Origin of the sequence: Streptomyces sp. SM11, from assembly GCF_002910905.1 — a bacterium.
In the GTDB taxonomy this organism is placed as follows: Bacteria; Actinomycetota; Actinomycetes; order Streptomycetales; family Streptomycetaceae; genus Streptomyces.
In genome coordinates, this window is sequence record NZ_NEUE01000303.1 from 1 (window position 1) to 18,956 (window position 18,956).

The following is an 18,956-nucleotide window of genomic DNA, read 5'->3' on the forward strand; positions in this document are numbered from 1 at the left end:
CGACTGACAGTGATGATGTTCGTGGTGACGCCGCCGGTGGGTCTGACCCTCCGACTGACTGACGTCTCGACTGTCCTGTCTGGGATTTGTCGGCCCGCCCGGCGTCACCACGCACGCGGCCGGACGGGCGCTTGTGACTTCATAGGAGTCAGCCGTTCACCTGCGGATGACGCCTCGCGGGCGTGAAAATCGGTACGGGGGCTGTCCGCCGACGCCGATCGATGTTTGGGCTGTGAGCCCGCATAGGAGTCTGGTGAGGGAGTCGTCCGAGGGGCCGCACACTGTCGCCTTGAGCACGCCGATCAGCTTCTCCGTTCCCCTCAGGCTCTCCGGGCAGCCCCCGCCCGCGCGAGTACGACAGGGAGTGTGTGATGGAGGAGTTGAGAGAGGATCACGACGACGGAACGGTGGGCAGGGTCGCGGCGATCGACATCGCCAAAGCATCGGGGATGGTCTGCCTGCGCGTCCCGCACGACACCATCGAGGGCCGGCGCGTCCAGCAGGTCTGGAACGTCGCCTCGACCACCAATGCGATCCTGGAACTCGGAGACCGGCTCGTCTGCCAGGGCGTCGAGCGCGTGGTGATGGAGGCGACAGGCAACTACTGGCGCTCCTTCTTCTACCTGCTGGAAGCCCGCGGCCTTCAGTGCTGGCTGGTCAACGCCCGTGACGTGAAGAACGTCCCCGGCCGGCCCAAGACCGACAGGCTGGACGCGGTCTGGCTGGCGAAGCTCGCTGAACGCGGCATGGTCCGGGCCTCGTTCGTCCCGCCCGAACCCGTCCGGCAGCTGCGGGACTTCACCCGCACCCGCACCGTGTTCGTCCAGGAACGCACCCGGCACAAGCACCGAGTGGACAAGGCCCTGCAGGACGCGCAGATCAAGCTGTCCGGGGCCGTCTCGGATCTGTTCGGCCTGTCGGGGCGGGCCATGATGGACGCCATGGTCGCCGGTGAACGCAACCCGCGTGCCCTCGCCGAGCTTGCCCAGGGCAGCCTGGTCAAGAAGAAGGCGCTGCTGGTGGAAGCCCTGACCGGCCAGTTCGAGGACCACCACGCTCGGCTGCTCGGGGTGCTGCTGGCCACGGTCGATCATCTGACCACACAGGTCCACGAACTCGACCGGCTCATAGCCCGGACGCTGGAGGAGATCACCACACCGCACGACGGCACGGGCGCCGATGACGAGCCTGCCGCCCCGGTGAGTGCGCGAGTCCTGGTCGAACGTCTCGATGCCGTTCCCGGTATCGGGCCGACCACCGCGCAGACCATTGTCGCCGAGATCGGCGCGGACATGAGCCGCTTCCCCACCCCCGAGCACCTGGCCTCATGGGCGAAGCTGTGCCCCAGAACCATCCAATCCGGCGCGAAACACACCACAGGCCCGGCCGGACAGGGTAATCCCTGGCTCAAGGGCGCGCTCGGCGAGGCCGCCAACGCCGCCGCCCGCACCGACACCTTCCTCGGCGCCCGCTACCGCAGGATCGTCAAACGCCGCGGACACGCCAAAGCCCTCGTCGCCGTCGCCCGCTCGATACTCATCATCGCCTGGCACCTGATCAACGACCCGGACGCCTCCTGTCAGGAGCTTGGTGCCGACTGGCACCGGCGCCATCTCGACTCCGCCCGCAAGACCCGCGACCTCGTCCGCCAGCTCCAAGCCCTCGGCCACCAAGTCGCCCTCACTCCGACAGCAGCCTGACCGTCCGGTCACCGTCATCCGGTCCGCAGGCGGCCCGGATGCTGCCGCCTGCCCTCCCGAAGGTCGATTTTCCGTTCAGCATCATCGAGAAGCGGTGGGACGGCAGCGGGAAGACCGTCTGGTTCGAGTGCCTGATGCCACCGGAGAGGGGCGGCAGCCGGTTCAGGACAGTTCGGCGAGAACCGCGTCCGTGAACGGCGTCCAGGCCTCCGCCGCCCACGGCCCGAAGGCGCGGTCGGTCAGCGCGACGCAGGCCGCGCCCGCCACCGGGTCGATCCACAGGAACGTGCCCGACTGGCCGAAGTGGCCGAAGGTCGCGGGCGAGGAGGAAGTGCCCGTCCAGTGCGGGGACTTGGCGTCGCGGATCTCGAAGCCGAGGCCCCAGTCGTTCGGGCTCCGGTGGCCGTAGCCCGGCAGCACGCCCTTGGTGCCCGGGTGGACGACGCTCTGGGCCTCCAAGACCGTACGCGGGTCGAGGAGGCGGGGGGCCTGTACCTCGGCGGCGAAGCGGACCATGTCGTCGACCGTGGAGACGCCGTCGCGGGCGGGGGAGCCGTCCAGGGTCGTGGAGGTCATGGACAGGGGCTCCAGGACCGCCTGGCGCAGGTACTCCGCGAACGGAATACCGGACGCCTTCGCGATGTGGTCGCCCAGCACCTCGAAGCCCGCGTTGGAGTACAGGCGGCGGTCGCCGGGCGGGGCCGTCACCCGGTGCTCGTCGAAGGCGAGGCCGCTGGTGTGGGCCAGGAGGTGGCGCACCGTGGAGCCCTCGGGTCCGGCCGGCTCGTCCAGCTCGATCGCCCCCTCCTCGTACGCCACCAGCGCCGCGTAGGCCGCGAGCGGCTTGGTGACCGAGGCCAGGGGGAAGCGGTGGGCGGTCGGACCGTGCGTACCGAGGACGGTGCCGTCCGCCCGTACGACGGCGGCCGCCGCTGTCGGAACCGGCCAGGTGTCGATGATGCGCAGGCTCTCCATGCGTTCGAGCCTAACCGTCGCGTGCAGCGTCTGAGTCCCGGGCCCCGGGGTGCCCGGGCCCCGGGCACCCGCGTCAGGCGGCCAGCGGTGCGAGCCGGGTGCCAAGCGCCATGATCCGCATCGCGCGCTCCGTGGCGTCGGCCAGGAACTCGCCGCTCCGGCCGATCGCCTCCACCAGCGTCATCGGAGCGGGCAGGATCGCGCTGTACGCGTCCACGCCCACCGCCCGTACGTCCTGCGCGCCCGGCCCGATCGTCCCGGCCAGCACCAGGACGGGAACCCCGGCGGCACGGGCCCGCCGGGCGACCTCCGCCGGGATCTTCCCGCGTACGGTCTGGTGGTCGAGCGCCCCCTCCGCCGTGATCACGAAGTCGGCGCGGGCCAGGCGGGCGTCCAGGTCGAGGCCGTCGAGCAGGACGTCGTAGCGGGGGAGGAGGCGGGCCCCCACGGCTGCCAGTCCGGCCCCGAGGCCGCCGGACGCACCCGTGCCGGGAGCCGTACGCAGATCGATCGCAACACCGGGCCGCGGGGCGAAGGCCGGGGCCAGGTCCCGGGTGAGGACGGCGGCCAGCCGCTCCAGGCCCGCCGAGAGCAGCTCCACCTCCGCCGGGGTCGCCCCCTTCTGCGGCCCGAACACCCGGGCCACGCCACGCTTCCCGCACAGCACGTTGTGCGGGTTGCAGGCCACGACCAGTTCGGTGGCGGCCAGCCGGGGGTCGAGGCCGGACGGGTCGATGTGCTCCAGCTCGTGCAACACGCCGCCGCCCCGGCGCAGTTCACGGCCGTGGCGGTCGGTCAGCCGGGCCCCGAGCGCCTGGAGGGCTCCCGCGCCCCCGTCCGACGTACCGGAGTCGCCGCAGCCGATGAGGACGCGCCGGGCCCCCGCGTCCAGGGCCGCCCGGATCAGCTCGCCGACGCCGTACGTGGTGGTCGCGCCCGGGTGGCGCAGGCCGGGCGGCACCAGGGCGAGGCCCGCGACGGCGGCCATCTCCACGACGGCGGTGAGCGGGCCGGGAGCCGCGCCGGACACGGGTCCGCCGCCCAGCAGCGCGAAGTGCGAGGGGACGGGGCCGCCCACCGGGCCCGTCGCGGTGACCGGGACCAGCCGCCCGCCGCCCGCCAGGGCCAGCGCCTCGGCCGTGCCCTCGCCGCCGTCGACCAGCGGGATGAGGTCGAGGTCGGCGTCGGGGATCACCCGTCGTACGCCGACGGCGATGGCCTCGGCCACCCGGGCGGCCGAGAGGGACTCCTTGAACCCGCTGGGGGCGATGGCGATGCGGTGGGTGCGATGGGTCATGGCTGGGTCTCCAGGAGTACGGGCACGCCGAGCAGCGGCCAGATGAGGAGGGCGAAGGCGAGGACGAGGGTCGCGGTGAGCGGGGCGAGGAAGACGGACAGCCGCAGCAGGTCGCGCGGGGTGTAGGTCGGGGTGCCGGGCACGTCCGCGAAGAGCGCGACCGGCTTGGCCGAGGAGGGCAGCGTGTGGCAGAAGCCGGCGGCGGCCGTGGACGCCAGCGCCGCCGTGACCGGGTTGACCCCGGCCCCGACCGCCGCCGCGACCACCAGCGGGACCAGCACGGAGGACCGGGCGGAGCGCGACTGGAGCGCCAGATGGGCCACCGTGCTGACGACGACCACGCCGGCCAGGAACATCCAGGGCGGCGTGGACGCCCCGAGTGGTAGCCGGCCCACCAGCCAGTCGGCCGCACCCGAGTCGGAGAGGGCGAAGCCCATCGCCATGGTGGCGGCCATGAACAGCAGCAGCGGCCAGGGGACCGTCCGCAGACCGTCCTTGAAACGGACCGTCCCGAGGGCGGGAGAGGTCGCCACCAGGGCGCCGATCAGGGCGACCACCGCCGGCGACACCCCGTGCAGGGGCTCGCTGCACCAGAGCAGGACGACCGTCGACAGCAGGAGCAGACACCGGGACTCCGCCGGGGTGAGGGGCCCCTCGACAGCCGCCTCGGAGTGCTCCTGGATCTGCGCCGCCGTGATCTCCACCGGGTCCGTGCGGTCGGCCCGCCGGGTCGTCGTCAACAGCACCAGCTCGGCGGCGAGGTGGCAGGAGACGACCGCCAACGGCAGTCCGAGGACGAGCCACCGCACGAAGCCCAGCTGCTCACCGGTCTGCTCCCAGAGGACTCCGGCGGTGATCAGGTGCGCTCCCGCCCCGGTCAGGGTCGCGACGGCCGACAGCAGGATGACCGTGGGGAAGAGGAGTGCCAGCATCACCACCAGTCGGCCGCGCTCGCGCAGGGCGGCGGCCAGCGCCAGGAACACCGGGAGGGCGAGGGCGGCGCGCCCCGACGTGGCCGGCACGGCGAACGCCGTGACGACCAGTCCGGCCGTGGTCAGGTGGACCAGCTGGCGTACGGTCCTGGCCCCGCCGACCAGGAAGGCGGCGGCCCGGCCGGCCAGACCGGTCCGGGTCACGGCGGCCGCCAGGACGAAGGCGCAGATCAGCAGCCACACCGTCTCGTCGCCCAGGGTGGCGAACAGGGTCTCACCGCTGATCACCCCCGTCACCGTCAGCGCCAGGCCGGCGCCGAGCGCGATGTAGGCGTCGTCCACCTCAGTGGCGATCCAGGCGGCGGTGGCCAGGGCGAACACGGCGAGGGAGAGCCGCCCGTCGGTGCTGAGGCCGGGGGCGGCGCCGGGGACGGCGAGGAGAGCGCAGAGTCCGAGGACGGCACAGAGGCCGACGGTCTGCCGGAGGGGAAGAGGCACGCTGTACAGCCTCTGGAGGCGGGGTGAGCACCTGATGAGCGGCCCGTGAAGGACCTTTCATCGCGGGGCCCCGGGCCCACGGGACAGTCCTTAGGGCAGCCGGTACCCCATGCCCCGGACCGTCTCCAGCCGCTCCGCCCCCAGCTTCCGGCGCAGGGAGCGCACGTACACGTCCACGATGTTGGAGCCGGGGTCGAAGTCGTACCCCCACACATGGGAGAGGATCTGCTCGCGCGACAGCACCTGGCCGGGGTGGCGCAGGAACATCTCCAGGAGCACGAACTCGCGTGCCGTCAGGTCCACCGTCCTCTCGCCCGCGCGGGCGCGGCGCGTCCGCAGGTCCAGGGCGAGGCTGCCGCTGCGCAACACGGTGACCTCGGGGGTGCGGGCGGCGGTGCGCCGGCGCAGCCGTACCCGGGCGAGCAGCTCCTCGAACCGGAACGGCTTCGTCATCCAGTCGTCGGCCCCGCCTTCGAGCCCCGCCACCGTGTCCCGGACGGAGTCGCGGGCGGTGAGCACGATGACCGGCAGGGTGACGCGGGCCTCGCGCAGCTCCCGCAGCACGCTGAAGCCGTCCCGGCCCGGCAGCCCGATGTCGAGCACCATCAGGTCGAACCCGCCGGTCAGCGCGTGGCCCAGCGCCGTGTCCCCGTCCTCGGCGACGACCGTGGTGAAGCCGTTGGAGCGCAGCCCCTTCTGGACGAACGAGGCGATGCGCTCCTCGTCCTCGGCGATCAGGATGCGGTTCATGAAGTGGTCTCCAGCGTGAGTACGAAGGTGGCTCCGCCGCCTTCGGTTCGGTGTAGTTCGACGCGGCCGTGGTGGCCCTCCGCGATGGCCCTGACGATGGCGAGGCCGAGCCCCGCGCCGCTGGTGCGGGTCCCGCGCCGGGACGTCCCCCGGCGGAACCGTTCGAAGATCACCTCGGCGTCCTCCGGTGGAATCCCGGGCCCGTGGTCGGCGACGTACAGCTCGACGCGGTCCGCCCCGGCCCGTGAGCCGATCCGGATGCGCTGGCCGGGCACGGTGTGCTGGACGGCGTTCTGCGCGAGCTGGACCATCGCCTGCGTCATCCGCTGCTCGTCCAGGCGCACTTCGAGGTCCGCGACGCAGTCGAGCTGCCACTTCCGGTCGCCGAGGGTCCGCACCTTGACGAAGACGTCGGCGGTCAGCTCCGCGAGCTGGACCGGTTCGGGACGTACGAAGTCGGGGCGCTCGGCCCCCGCGAGCAGGAGCAGGTCCTCGACGATGCGGCTCATCCGGTCCAGCTCGTCCGTGACCAGCCGCACGGTCTCCTCCCGGTCCGCCGGGTCGTCGCCCATCAGCTCCAGGTGGCCCCGGACGATGGTGATGGGGGTGCGCAGCTCGTGCCCGGCGTCGTCGACGAAGACCCGCTGGGCGGCGAACGCCTGCTCAAGCCGGTCGAGCATCGCGTTGAACGTCTCGGCGAGGGCCGCGATGTCGTCCCGGCCCTCCACGGGGATCCGCCGGGTGAGGTCCTGCTCGGTCAGCTCCGCCGCCGTCGTCCGGACGATCCGGACGGGCGCGAGGATGCGTCCGGCGACGGCCCAGCCGATCCCGGTCGTCATCAGCAGCGCCACGCCGGACAGTGCGAGCAGGGTCCAGAACGTCTTGTCGGCGACGGCCCGTTCACGCTCCGGGTGGAAGGCGACGACGAACGCCCCGGGCTCCCCGCCCGGGGACGGCCCGATCTCGACCTTGGCCCAGCGCAGCTCGCCCTGCGGGCGCTCCAGGGTCCCGAAGGAGTCCTCGGAGGCGTGGATCCGGCTGAGTGACGCGCTGTCCCGCCACAGGGCGATGTCCTGGGGCAGTTCGCGACGCTGCCGGATGACGTCGGGCCGGCCGCCGGGCCTGCCGGTCAGGCCCAGCAGCTCCTCGTCGGGGTCGGCGTACTGCCGTTGCAGATAGACCCGGAGCAGCCGGTCCGCGGTGTCGAACCGGCCGCCGGTCCCCGGATCCACCCCCTGCGGCACGAAGTTCGCGAACTCGCCGGTCTCCTGGGTGAGCAGCTGGCTGACGCGTTGGTCCACGTCCCGCTGGAGGATGGAACGCACGGTGACGGCGACCGCGCCCAGCGCGACCGCCATCACGACCAGCAACCACAGCAGGATCCGGACCCGGGCGGAAATCCTCGGAAGGCTAACCGTCATCACCGAAGTCGTCGTCATCGTCGTCGTCGGCCGCGGAGGGGCCGGGAACGACGGAGCTGTCCGGTGTACGGGGCGGAGCGGGGGTGCCGCTCGGTGCCGGGTCGCCGTCCGGCCGCACCGTACCGCCCGACGACGGCGTGCCGCGCGGGCTCTCCTCCAACTGGACGGAGGGGGGCACCCTCGGCGCCTCCGAGGTGTCGGTCATGGCGTAGCTGGTGGCCGCTATGCCGAGGGGCACGGCGACGACGGCTGCCAGGGCCGCCAGACGAGGTGAGAAAGCCATGTGTTCACCCTGACTGTCCCGGACGGTACGAACATGAAGCCAGGATGAACAATTATTCATCTGCGATGCGCTTCCCTTCCATCGGGTCCTTCCGCGGGAGGACCGGACCCGGTCCGCTCCGGGACGACCTGCCGTTTCCCCTTGCTTCGAGTGCACTCCAAGGATCTAGCGTGGAGGGCATGACGGTGACCGACGGAACCTCGCGGGACAAGGACAGCTACACCATCAGCGAGGTCGTCGCCCTCACCGGGCTCACCGCGCACACCCTGCGCTGGTACGAACGCATCGGGCTGATGCCCCACGTCGACCGCTCGCACACCGGCCAGCGCCGCTTCAGCAACCGCGACCTCGACTGGCTGGCCTTCGTCGGCAAGCTGCGGCTGACCGGGATGCCCGTCGCCGACATGGTCCGGTACGCGGAGCTGCTCCGCGCGGGCGAGTCCACCTTCGAGGAACGGCAGGAACTGCTGGAGGCGACCCGCCGCGATGTGATCACGCGGATCGCGGAGCTCCACGACACCCTCGCCGTCCTCGACCACAAGATCGAGTTCTACGCGGGCGCCCGCAGGGCGCCGGAGAGGCACAGTGCCTGATGACTGTTGACAAGATCGCCACCACGGAGCTCGGCAGCGGCGGACCGCGGGTCGGCGTCCAGGGGCTCGGCTGCATGGGCATGAGCGAGTTCTACGGCGACACCGACGTGGCCGCCGCCCGGGACACCCTCGACGCGGCGCTCGCGGCGGGCGTCACGCTCTTCGACACCGCCGACGTCTACGGGCGCGGGGCCAACGAGGAGTTCCTCGCCCCGTTCGTCGGGGCCCACCGGGACGAGATCACCCTCGCCACCAAGTTCGCGCTGGTGCGCTCCGAGGACCCCGGGTACCGGGGTGTGCGCAACGACCCCGCGTACATCCGCACCTCCGTCGAGGCGAGCCTGCGCCGGCTGAACACGGACGTCATCGACCTCTACTACATGCACCGCCACGACCCGGCCGTCCCGTTCGCCGACTCGGTCGGCGCACTGGCGGAGCTGATCCAGCAGGGCAAGATCAAGCAGATGGGGCTGAGCGAGGTGACCGGTCCCGAGCTGCGCGAGGCGCACGCCGTGCACCCGATCGCCGCCCTCCAGTCGGAATGGTCCCTCTTCAGCCGGGACGTCGAGAAGAGCGCCGTCGGCGCGGCGGCCGAGCTGGGCGTCACGCTCGTCCCGTACTCCCCGCTCGGCCGGGGCTTCCTCACCGGGTCCTTCACCGACGCGGGCAAGGACCTCGCGGCGAACGACTTCCGTGCCCACCAGCCCCGGTTCACCGGCGACAACGCCCGGACGAACGCCGCCCTGCTGGAGCCCGTCCACCGGATCGCCGCCGCGCACGGGGCGACCGCCGCGCAGGTGGCCCTCGCCTGGGTCCAGCAGCGGGCCCGGGCGCACGGGCTCAACGTGGTCCCGATCCCCGGCACCCGCAAGCGCGGCCGCCTGCTGGAGAACGTGGCGGCGACCCGGCTGACCCTGACCGCGGACGAGCTGGCCGCGCTGGAGCCGATCGCGGGCCGGGTGGCGGGGGACCGGTACCCGGACATGAGCCTGACGTCGGCGGCCCGCGAGTAGCCGGGAGGCGTACGCGGTCGTCGCCCGGTTCATGAACGTCATGACGATCAGGCCGTGCCCCGAGTGAGACCTCACGCCAGCCCCAGCGCGAACACCGCGAACCCCGCCGCGAGCAGCCCCGCCAGCACACGGCGGGCGTTCGCGGCGCCGGTGCCCGACTGCCACGGGGCCTCGAAACGGCGCGCGTACCGGGCGATCAGCACCAGCAGCCCGGCGAACACCGGCAGCCACGCGATCCGGGCGAGGACCCAGCCCACCGTGTCCGGCGCGGCCGTCAGCCCCGCCACCGCCGCGCCCGCCGCCCCCGCGAGCGAGGAGGCCGGTACGGCGGCGGCCAGCATCGCGGTCTGGTGCCAGCACAGGATCGTCATCGCGGACAGGTTGATCACCACGACCGGCGCCCAGAGCAGCGGCGTGCGCAGCAGCCGCCCGAGCCGGTCGCGCAGCAGGATCGCCGCCCCGCCCCGCTCTGCGCCGACGCCAGCGCCACCACCAGCAGCGACGGCGGATGCGAGTTCGTCCGCGCCTCGCCCGGCACGCCGACCATCGACGCCGGGTAGTGGAAGGCGAGCAGCAGCGCGGCGAACAGCACCCGCCGCCGATCAGCAGCAGCCGCGCCCCGCGCTTCCCGATCCGCCCCTCGCCCCAGGACACGCCCAGCTGATACGCGAAGAGCCAGCCGGGCAGGATGTTGAGTGCGCTCAGCCAGGACGGCATCGCCTCCGCGAAGGGCCCGTAGCGCAGGAAGTCCACCACCGCGACCGACGCCAGCAGCGGCAGCGCCGCCCAGCCGCCGAGCCTCCGCGCCAGCGTCACGCAGACCGGGGTGAGGGCCGTGACCACGGTGTACACCCCGACGAACCAGAGCGGCTGGATCACCAGCGTCGACGCCGTACGCAGGGTGTCGCCGGGCACGCCCAGCGCGGACAGCGCCGACAGCAGCACCGCCCATACGGCGGTCACCCCGAGCACCAGCCGGCCGAGGCGGGTCAGCCGGCCGCCCAGCCAGGCGGCCGTCGTCGAGCTCCGGCGGCGGTAGGAGAGCACCGAGGCGTACCCGCCGACCAGGAAGAAGATCCCCAGCATCTGGAGCACCCAGCTGACCGGCGCGAGCCCCCCGAACGTCGAGAGCGGGCTGGCGTTGTGCAGCCCGTCGGCGTCCAGCCGGAACCCGCCGAGTATCCAGTGGCCGAGCGGCACGGCGAGCAGGGCCAGGGCCCGCAGACCGTCGACGGCCCGGTCGCGGTGGGCGGGGGTGGAGGAGTCGATACGGGCAGCGAGCCGCCGTACGTCGTCCCGTACGGGGTTCTTCCGCGGGAGGTCCTTCCGTACGGCGTTCATCGGGCCGCACCTTCCGGGACGTCCGTGCCGGTCGCGGCTTCGCGGGCACGCGTGCCCTCCGCGCCCGCGGTCGCGGCTGTCTCCGTGTCGCCGCGCGCGATGGCGGCGAAGGCCCGCAGCGAATCCGTCCCGGGCGCGAAGTAACCGGCGTGCCCCCGGGTGTCGTCCGCCGGTACGCGACGGGCGCCGAAGGCCGGGTCGGCCGGGTCCGCCCCGTGGCCGAGGCCGGCGAAGCGCACGTTCGGCACGTCGTCGATCCAGTCCGTGGGGGCCCTTCGCCGCCCACACCCGGGCCTTCGTCCGCAGCCCCGTGACATCGTCCGCCCGCATGCCGGGGGAGCCGAGGACCACCAGGTCGGTGGCGGACAGGCGGGGTGCGGCGATCCCGCAGACCACGGAGCCGTAGCTGTGCCGGTCCCGGCACTCTCCAGCGGCGAAGCGGGCTTCGGCGCGGGCCCGTTGACCACCAGCACGTTCAGATGGCCCCCGGCCGCCCGGACCGAGACCTGGGTGCCGGCCCCGGGCGCGTGCCGCACCACGTTGGCCAGCGCCTCCTGCACGATCCGGTACGCCGACAGATCCACCGCCGAGGGCACCTCGCCCAGGTCCGCGGCGAGCGACAGCTCCGCCGGAAGCCCGGCCCGTACCGTCGCCTCCACCAGCTGCTGAAGCCGGTCCAGGCCCGGCTGCGGCGCCCGGTCACCCTCGGTGCCGTCGCTGCGCAGCACCGACAGCAGCCGCCGCATCTCGCCGAGGGACTCCCGCGCGGCCGCCGCGATGGCCGTGAACTCCTCCTCGGCGGCCTTCGGCAGCCCATCGATCCGGTACGGCGCGGAATCGGCCTGCACGGTGATCACCGACATGTGGTGCGCGACCACGTCGTGCAGCTCACGGGCGATCCGGGTCCGCTCCTCCAGCAGCGTGCGCTGCGCTCGCTCCGCCTCGCTGATCGTCTCCTGCTCGGCCAGCCGCCGGGTCGCCTCGCCCCGCTCCCGTACCGCCCCGCCGATCACCAGGACCACCGCGCCGAGGATCGGCAGCAGCAGGGCGCTGCCGGTGTTGCGGTCCGCCGGCGCGATCAGATGCAGCACAAGACCGGCCGCGCCCGTCGCCGCCCACACGGCGAACACCGTCCGACGGGTCTCGCGCAGACCGAGGGCCAGCAGCAGGAAGAGGTACGCGACCAGCACCGGGGGGATCCATGGCCAGACGTCGTGCCGCTCGCCGGGGTGCGCCAGCAGCACCAGCGTGCCCACGATGTCGGCCGGGAAGATGATCCACCACGCCTGGAGGGGCCGGTGGGCCAGCATCAGCAAGGGGGCCGCCTGGGCCACCCCCAGCGCCCCGGCCAGGGCGCCCGGTACGCCGTACTGCGAGGTCAGGACGGTGATGGTGACCGGAATGAAGGTCGCGGCCAGGGCGAGCACCACGGCGTACGGCAGCAGCCGCTGCCACAGCTTCGGGGCCTCCGCCAGCAGCGGGGTGGACGGGTGGGACGCGTGGGACAGCCCGTGGGCGAGCTCGCGCAGATTGCGGCGGGCGGCGGGGGCCCGGCGGGGGAAGGGGGAGTGGACATGGCCCGGTCAGCCTAGGCAGACCGGGGCCTCACGGGCGTCATACCGGGGTTCCGACCTCGGCCGGTTCGCCTCGTACTCCGGTACGGGGTCACAGCTCCGCGAGCAGCTGGGCCTTCTTCGCGGTGTACTCGGCGTCCGTCACCAGCCCGGCCTGATGCAGCTCGCCGAGGTGATGGATCCGCTCGGCGATGTCCGCCGGATCGCGCCGTCCGGCGGACACCAGGGCCGGCGTGGCGGCGGCGGGCGCCGGCTGGGTCCGGCGTACGGACTCCAGGACGGCGGCGGCGAAGGGCAGCGACTCGTGCACCGGCCCGTAGCCCAGACCGAACAGCACGGCCGCCGGATCCTGGTCCGCGCGGGCGGCCGGGGGCTCGGCGGGCCCGCCGGCCGACATCCCGCCTACCGTGCACTCGGTGCCACCGGGACCGTGCAGATCGCCCAGGCTGCCGCCGGTGCGGTGGTCGACCGGGGTCGCCGCGCGGGGCACCAGACGCAGATAACCGTCCAGCGCCTCAGGCGAGCGCCATACGATTCCGGCCAGTTCGCTCACCCGGAAGGTCTGGTCGCCGGCCTTCCACTTGGTGCTGGAGGCCCCGGTCCAGGACCACCGGAAGGAGATCCGCTCGCCGTCGAAGCCGGCCCTGCCGTCGTACGCCTTGAAGTTCATCGGGGCCTCGGGGGCCGCTACCAGGAAGCTGTCGGCCGGCTCGCCCGACGCCGGATCCAGCAGGGCCCGCAGCTCGTCCGCGTAGTACTCGGCGAGCACCTCCCGCTCGGCCGGAAGCACCAGGCGATAGGGGTCGCACCCCTCCTTGAGCTGCCCGGAGGCAGCCTCCACGAGGGGATCGGCACCTGGTCTCGGCACGGCACGCAGAACCACCGTGTTCCGCTTGCCCGGGGTGAGCGTCACCGACGACAGCGCCGCATACGGGATGCGGCGTTCCCGCAGGCTCTGGAAGAGCTTCGGTGTGCGGATACCCCGTTCGAAGCGGATGAGCACGGAGTCGGTGTCGAACTCCCAGGTGGCATGAATTCCGGCCAGCACATCACCCATGTGCCTCATCGTATGCGGCACAGTCCCGCACGTCCCCCCTCGGCGTAAGTCCCAGTTAAACCGCCCGACACCGGCCTCTACGCGCGTCAGCCGTCCCGCTCACCGGAAATACCACCGCGACAGGCGCTGTCGACGCTCGCGCAGCTGACCGACCCGTACGCGCCGACGCCGATCGCGGCGAAGTTGTCCAGACTCTCGGTGCCCGGTACGAAGTAGCCGCTGTGCCCGGCGGCCCCGGCCGACGAGACGATCCGCGCACCGAAGGCCGGGTCGACCGGGTCGGCCCCGTGACCGATCCCGCCGAACTCCAGATGCGGTACGTCCCCGATCCAGTCGTCCCCGTCGCGCGTGGCCCAGATCCGGGCTCCGGTCCCCAGCTGCCCGGCGTTGGCGGCCCGCATGCCGGGGCTGCCAGCGACCGCGATGTCGGCCACCCGGTCGGGGACCCGGTGCGCCGCGACCCCGCACACCACGGAGCCGTAGCTGTGGCAGAACAGCGAGACCTTCGAGGCGCCGGGCAGCGCGCCGACCATCGCGTTCAGCCGGACCGCGCCGTCCGCCGCGAGCCCGCCCAGCGCCGCGTCCATGCCGAGACCGGCCGGGGCGGTGTAGTCGGCCCACGCGATGACGGCCGTCCGGGTGCCCGGGGAGGCCGAGCGCTCCGCGCCGTACAGGGCCTTGGCCATGCCGACGGGGGCCGTGTACTGGCGCTTGCCGCGCTCCAGGGTCAGCAGATGGGTATCGACGCCCGGGACGACGACGGAGACCCGGGCGGCCCGGTCGAGATTCCCGAACACCTCGGCCGCACGGCCCTTCCCGGACGGATCGAAGGCCAGGATCTGGCGCTTGCCCGCGAGCATCGACCGGAACCGGCCGAGCCGGGCCTCCGCCTCATCGCGCCCGTCCGGCGAGAGCTTCGCGTCGTGCGCCCGCACCTTCTCCACGGCCACGGCCTGGCTGAGGGCCACCCGGTTGGCGTAGTAGCGCAGCGTGACCGGTGCGCCGTTCAGATTCCCCACCACCGACGCGTACTTGCCCGCGAGCGCGAACCGCTGCACCGAGGTGAGCGTGGCGAAGAAGTGGGCCAGCGAAAAGGCGGGGGCGTCGGCATTCGGCAGCGAACGGCCCGCTATGCGGTCCCGCGCCCAGGAGGCGAGCGCGAGCTCGCGTGGCCCGTCGGAGTGGTGATCGCGGATGGCGCTCCAGCCCGTCGTCGCCAGCATCACGAACACGACCGCCACGGCGAGCAGCGCTCGCCATGCGGTCAGGGTGGGGGAGGTGTCGAAAGAAGTCACTGCGCCACACCCTAGGAGACGTGCGCCGACCGCCGTGATTCGGGTGACGTACATCACCCGCCCGCGAAGGATTCACCCCGGATATCTCACGCAGGGTCACCGCGGCCCCGGGGGTGCGCTACTCGTGGCGCCGGTCCCGGGATTCCTGGCGCCGGTCGGGCGGGGGCCGGGGCGAGCCGGTTGAGACACTCCTCGGTCGGGTCGCGCGGTGGCCAGCCGCCCTCGGCGCGGTCATGGCCTCCAAGGCCAGCGCCGAGTCCGCGGACAACCGGGCGGCGCGGGCCTGCCCGGAGACCCCGACCCGAAGCTGGAGCGGACCGCCGAGTTCGGCATTGGTCCCGGCCTTGACGGTCGTCGGCGTCGTCGCGGTGATCGCCGCGTTCGTCGCCACCCTCACCAGGCCGGGCGGGTGCCGAAGTCGGCCACATCCGACGCCCGAGGCGGCGCAGAGCGTCAACACAGCGCAGGCCGGAGCCCCGCCGAATCCTTTCGGCGGGGCTCTCGCCTATCAGGGTGGAGACCCCCGGCCCCTCTTCCGTGTTCCCCACCCGGTGACTCAGAGTGAGCGACGGAAGAACAGCACCGACCAACCACGGGGGTTGACCCATCATGCGTACGACCGTTCTCGTCGCGGCCGCCCTGGCCGTCACCGCACTCGTCCCCCAGGCCCTGGCCCACGACCGGGCGGCGGCGGCTCCCGAGCGGTCCCCGGGCGTCGGCCTCGGGACCTGTGAGGCGGGCAGGCTCTGCCTCTGGAAGAAGCCCGACTTCACCGGGGCCCGCCACACCTTCGAGCTCTCCGGCACGGACATCGAGAGCTGCACCCCGCTGCCGGAGGGCGGCGACGCCCAGTCCCTCGCCAACCGCACCGGCCGGCCCGTCACCACCTACCAGTCCGCCGAGTGCGCGGAGACCGGGGAGTTCGAGACATACCCCGGCGGCGGCACCTGGACGCCGCGGTCCCCGTACCAGGTACGGGCCTTCAAGATCTGGGAGAACTGAGCCCGGACACGCCGGACCCGGACGCGCCGGAGGGACGGGAGCGCGGCCCCGGACGCGCCGGAGGGGCGGCGACGCTCCCGCGCCACCGCCCCTCCGGGCCGCTCCTCGCCCAGCCGCGGCTACGCGTCGCCGCCCGCCGCGCCCGGATCGGCCGCGGCCACGTCCAGGAGCTCGTAGCGGTCGACCGCTGTCTTCAGGGCCGACCGGTCGATCCTGCCCTCCTTGGCCAGCTCGGTGAGGACCGCCAGCACGATCGACTGCGCGTCGATGTGGAAGAACCGACGGGCCGCACCCCGGGTGTCCGCGAAGCCGAAGCCGTCAGCGCCCAGCGACTGGTAGGCGCCCGGCACCCAGCGCGCGATCTGGTCCGGAACCGAACGCATCCAGTCCGAGACCGCCACGAACGGACCCTGGGCCGCTCCGAACTTCTTGGTCACATACGGGACGCGCTGCTCCTCCCCCGGGTGTAGGAGGTTGTAGCGCTCCACGTCCACCGCCTCGCGACGCAGCTCGTTCCAGGAGGTCGCCGACCAGACGTCCGCCTTGACGTTCCACTCGTCCGCGAGGATTTTCTGCGCCTCCAGGGCCCAGGGGACCGCCACGCCGGACGCCATGATCTGGGCCGGGATCTCGCCCTTCTCGCCGGTGCTGAAGCGGTGGATGCCCTTGAGGATGCCCTCGACGTCCACGTCCTGAGGCTCGGCCGGGTGCTGGATCGGCTCGTTGTAGACGGTGAGGTAGTAGAAGACGTCCTCGTTCGCCTCGCCGTACATCCGGCGCAGCCCGTCCTTCATGATGTGCGCGATCTCGAACCCGTACGCCGGGTCGTACGCGACACAGCCGGGGTTCGTCGAGGCGAGCAGCTGCGAGTGGCCGTCCGCGTGCTGGAGGCCCTCACCGGTCAGCGTCGTACGCCCGGCGGTCGCGCCCAGCACGAAGCCGCGCGCGAGCTGGTCGGCCATCTGCCAGAACTGGTCGCCGGTGCGCTGGAACCCGAACATCGAGTAGAAGACGTACACCGGGATCAGCGGCTCGCCGTGCGTGGCGTACGCCGAGCCGGCCGCGATCAGCGAGGCCGTGCAGCCCGCCTCGGAGATGCCGTCGTGCAGCATCTGGCCCGTCGGGGACTCCTTGTACGCGAGCAGCAGATCGCGGTCGACCGCCTCGTACTGCTGGCCGAGCGGGTTGTAGATCTTCGCGCTCGGGAAGAACGCGTCCATGCCGAAGGTGCGGTACTCATCGGGGGCGATCAGCACGAAACGCTTGCCGATCTCCTTGTCCCGCATGAGGTCCTTCAGGATGCGGACGAACGCCATGGTGGTGGCGATCGACTGCGTACCCGAACCCTTCTTCGCCGTCGCGTACGTCTTGTCCTCGGGCTGTGGGAGAGGCTTCGCACGCACCACACGGGTCGGGACGTAGCCGTCCAGACCCTGGCGGCGGTCGTGCATGTACTGGATCTCCTCCGAGTCGCGGCCCGGGTGGTAGTAGGGCGGGTAGCCCTCGTCCAGCTGCTTGTCCGTGATCGGGATGTGCAGCCGGTCCCGGAAGCGCTTGAGGTCCTCGACCGTGAGCTTCTTCATCTGGTGGGTCGCGTTGCGGCCCTCGAAGTTCGGCCCCAGTGTCCAGCCCTTGACCGTCTGCGCCAGGATCACCGTCGGCTGGCCCTTGTGCGCCTTGGCCGCCGCGTAGGCCGCGTAGACCTTGCGGTGGTCGTGGCCGCCGCGGCCCAGGTGCAGGATCTGCTGGTCGGACATGTCCTTGACCATGTCCCGAAGCCGGGGGTCGTCGCCGAAGAAGTGCTCGCGGATGTACGAGCCGGTCTCGGTGGCGTACGTCTGGAACTGCCCGTCCGGCGTGGTGTTCAGCTTGTTGACCAGGATGCCCGTGCGGTCCTGCGCCAGCAGCGGGTCCCAGGAGCGGTCCCAGACCAGCTTGATGACGTTCCAGCCGGCGCCCCGGAACTGCGACTCCAGCTCCTGGATGATCTTGCCGTTGCCCCGTACCGGGCCGTCCAGCCGCTGGAGGTTGCAGTTGACCACGAAGGTCAGGTTGTCCAGGCCCTCACGGGCCGCGATGGACAGCTGGCCCAGGGATTCGGGCTCGTCCATCTCGCCGTCGCCGAGGTAGGCCCAGACGTGGGACCTGGAGGTGTCGGCGATGCCGCGCGCCTCCATGTAACGGTTCATCCGGGCCTGGTAGATCGCGCCGAGCGGACCGAGGCCCATCGAGACGGTCGGGAACTCCCAGAAGTCCGGCATCAGCCGCGGGTGCGGATAGCTGGACAGCCCGTTCGGGGCCTTCGACTTCTCCTGGCGGAACGCGTCGAGCTGCGCCTCGCTCAGCCGGTCCAGCAGGAACGCACGGGCGTAGATCCCCGGGGACGCGTGCCCCTGGAAGAAGATCTGGTCGCCGCCGTCGCCCCGGTCCTTGCCCCGGAAGAAGTGGTTGAAACCCACGTCGTACAGCGAGGCGGAGGACGCGAAGGTCGCGATGTGGCCGCCGACGCCGATCCCCGGACGCTGCGCCCGCGAGACCATCACGGCGGCGTTCCAGCGGGTCGCGTTGAGGACCTTGCGCTCGATCTCCTCGTCGCCGGGGAAGAACGGCTCGTCCTTCGTGGCGATCGTGTTCACGTAGTCCGTGCTGCGCATCTCCGGCACGGCGACGCGCTTCTCCCGCGCGCGTTCGATGAGCCGGAGCATCAGATAGCGGGCCCGCTCACGGCCGCGCTCGTCGACGGCGGCGTCGAGGGAGTCGAGCCATTCCCGGGTTTCCTCAGGATCGAAGTCCGGGACCTGGCTCGGAAGGCCGCCAATGATGATCGGGTTGCGATCGGATCCGGAAGCCACACTGTTCCTTCGCTGTTCGGTGGTGCTCTACGGGGCCTGGTCCGAGGGACGTGCCCCCCGGACCACTCTGTCAACTCTGCGTGCGCCGCCTCCATCGTGCTACCGCGAAGACCGGAACGTCATCTCTACCGTGGGGTAACCACGAGGTTCCGGAAAGTCGTCCACGGGGCACGAGTATGGGCAGTACACGGCTGGGTACGGGCAAACCGCAACCTTACGCCCAAGGCGTCCAAGCGTTCCCAAAGGCTGTTCGACTCCGATTGGCGGATCGAAACCGCATAAGCTGAGGAAGGACGTAAACGGATGGAGCGACTCGGGAGACCTCGGGAAGCCGCCGGGGGACATGCCGGAACTTGCGGCGACGTGGCAGGGA

13 protein-coding genes and 3 pseudogenes are annotated in these 18,956 nt (G+C 72.1%); 4 read left to right on the plus strand and 12 right to left on the minus strand.

From position 1 onward, the window contains the following. Positions 1-371 precede the first annotated feature (371 nt). Positions 372-1,700 carry an IS110 family transposase gene (locus B9S58_RS34990; RefSeq protein WP_103531105.1) on the plus strand — a complete coding sequence of 443 codons (1,329 nt, stop codon included), beginning with the start codon at positions 372-374 and terminating at the stop codon, positions 1,698-1,700. Positions 1,701-1,862: 162 nt separating this feature from the next. Here the strand turns inward: B9S58_RS34990 and B9S58_RS34995 are convergent, their stop codons facing one another. From B9S58_RS34995 to B9S58_RS35020, 6 genes are all read right to left on the minus strand, one after another. Then, the gene (locus tag B9S58_RS34995) at positions 1,863-2,675 is read right to left on the minus strand and encodes a serine hydrolase (RefSeq protein WP_103535889.1); all 813 of its coding nucleotides are present in this window, start codon (positions 2,673-2,675) and stop codon (positions 1,863-1,865) included. A gap of 73 nt (positions 2,676-2,748) precedes the next feature. Further along, positions 2,749-3,972, minus strand: coding sequence for a glycerate kinase (locus tag B9S58_RS35000; protein WP_103535890.1), 1,224 nt, complete (start codon positions 3,970-3,972; stop codon positions 2,749-2,751). After that, complete coding sequence (locus tag B9S58_RS35005) at positions 3,969-5,402, minus strand: SLC13 family permease (RefSeq protein WP_103535891.1); 1,434 nt, start codon at positions 5,400-5,402, stop codon at positions 3,969-3,971. The genes B9S58_RS35000 and B9S58_RS35005 overlap by 4 nt, the downstream gene beginning before the upstream one ends. 90 nt (positions 5,403-5,492) lie before the next feature. Then, a complete protein-coding gene (locus B9S58_RS35010; protein ID WP_103535892.1) occupies positions 5,493-6,152 on the minus strand; it encodes a response regulator transcription factor in 660 nt (219 codons plus the stop codon). Beyond that, a complete protein-coding gene (locus B9S58_RS35015; protein WP_103535893.1) occupies positions 6,149-7,573 on the minus strand; it encodes a cell wall metabolism sensor histidine kinase WalK in 1,425 nt (474 codons plus the stop codon). Before B9S58_RS35015 ends, B9S58_RS35010 begins: the two co-directional genes overlap by 4 nt. Beyond that, a complete protein-coding gene (locus B9S58_RS35020) occupies positions 7,563-7,856 on the minus strand; it encodes a small hydrophilic protein (protein ID WP_103535894.1) in 294 nt (97 codons plus the stop codon). The genes B9S58_RS35015 and B9S58_RS35020 overlap by 11 nt, the downstream gene beginning before the upstream one ends. Before the next feature lie 179 nt (positions 7,857-8,035). Here B9S58_RS35020 and B9S58_RS35025 point away from each other — a divergent pair, with 179 nt between their 5' ends. Together B9S58_RS35025 and B9S58_RS35030 are read left to right on the plus strand one after the other, a co-directional pair. Then, positions 8,036-8,449: a MerR family transcriptional regulator gene (locus B9S58_RS35025; RefSeq protein WP_258045214.1), complete on the plus strand. Its 414-nt coding sequence runs from the start codon at positions 8,036-8,038 to the stop codon at positions 8,447-8,449. After that, entirely contained in the window at positions 8,449-9,462 is a 1,014-nt protein-coding gene (locus B9S58_RS35030) for an aldo/keto reductase (RefSeq protein WP_103535895.1), read from the plus strand. The genes B9S58_RS35025 and B9S58_RS35030 overlap by 1 nt, the downstream gene beginning before the upstream one ends. Before the next feature lie 71 nt (positions 9,463-9,533). Here B9S58_RS35030 and B9S58_RS35035 read toward each other — a convergent pair. The 5 genes and pseudogenes from B9S58_RS35035 to B9S58_RS35055 form a co-directional block, all read right to left on the minus strand. Next, positions 9,534-10,803 (minus strand): annotated as a pseudogene (locus B9S58_RS35035) (acyltransferase). 324 nt (positions 10,804-11,127) lie between these two features. Next, positions 11,128-11,199, minus strand: a pseudogene (locus B9S58_RS40385) (hypothetical protein); the annotation flags it as partial. Positions 11,200-11,213: 14 nt separating this feature from the next. Further along, positions 11,214-12,332 (minus strand): annotated as a pseudogene (locus B9S58_RS35045) (sensor histidine kinase); the annotation flags it as partial. 136 nt (positions 12,333-12,468) lie between these two features. After that, on the minus strand, positions 12,469-13,434 hold the full coding sequence (locus B9S58_RS35050; RefSeq protein WP_103535896.1) for a DUF4429 domain-containing protein: 966 nt from the start codon (positions 13,432-13,434) through the stop codon (positions 12,469-12,471). Between the two features lie 86 nt (positions 13,435-13,520). Next, positions 13,521-14,729 carry an alpha/beta hydrolase gene (locus B9S58_RS35055; RefSeq protein WP_103535897.1) on the minus strand — a complete coding sequence of 403 codons (1,209 nt, stop codon included), beginning with the start codon at positions 14,727-14,729 and terminating at the stop codon, positions 13,521-13,523. A 609-nt stretch (positions 14,730-15,338) separates the two neighbouring features. On the opposite strand from B9S58_RS35055, the gene B9S58_RS35065 reads away from it, so the two are divergent. After that, complete coding sequence (locus tag B9S58_RS35065) at positions 15,339-15,731, plus strand: peptidase inhibitor family I36 protein (protein ID WP_103535898.1); 393 nt, start codon at positions 15,339-15,341, stop codon at positions 15,729-15,731. 119 nt (positions 15,732-15,850) lie between these two features. Here B9S58_RS35065 and aceE read toward each other — a convergent pair whose 3' ends face one another. After that, positions 15,851-18,583: a pyruvate dehydrogenase (acetyl-transferring), homodimeric type gene (gene aceE / locus B9S58_RS35070; RefSeq protein WP_103535899.1), complete on the minus strand. Its 2,733-nt coding sequence runs from the start codon at positions 18,581-18,583 to the stop codon at positions 15,851-15,853. Positions 18,584-18,956 lie beyond the last annotated feature (373 nt).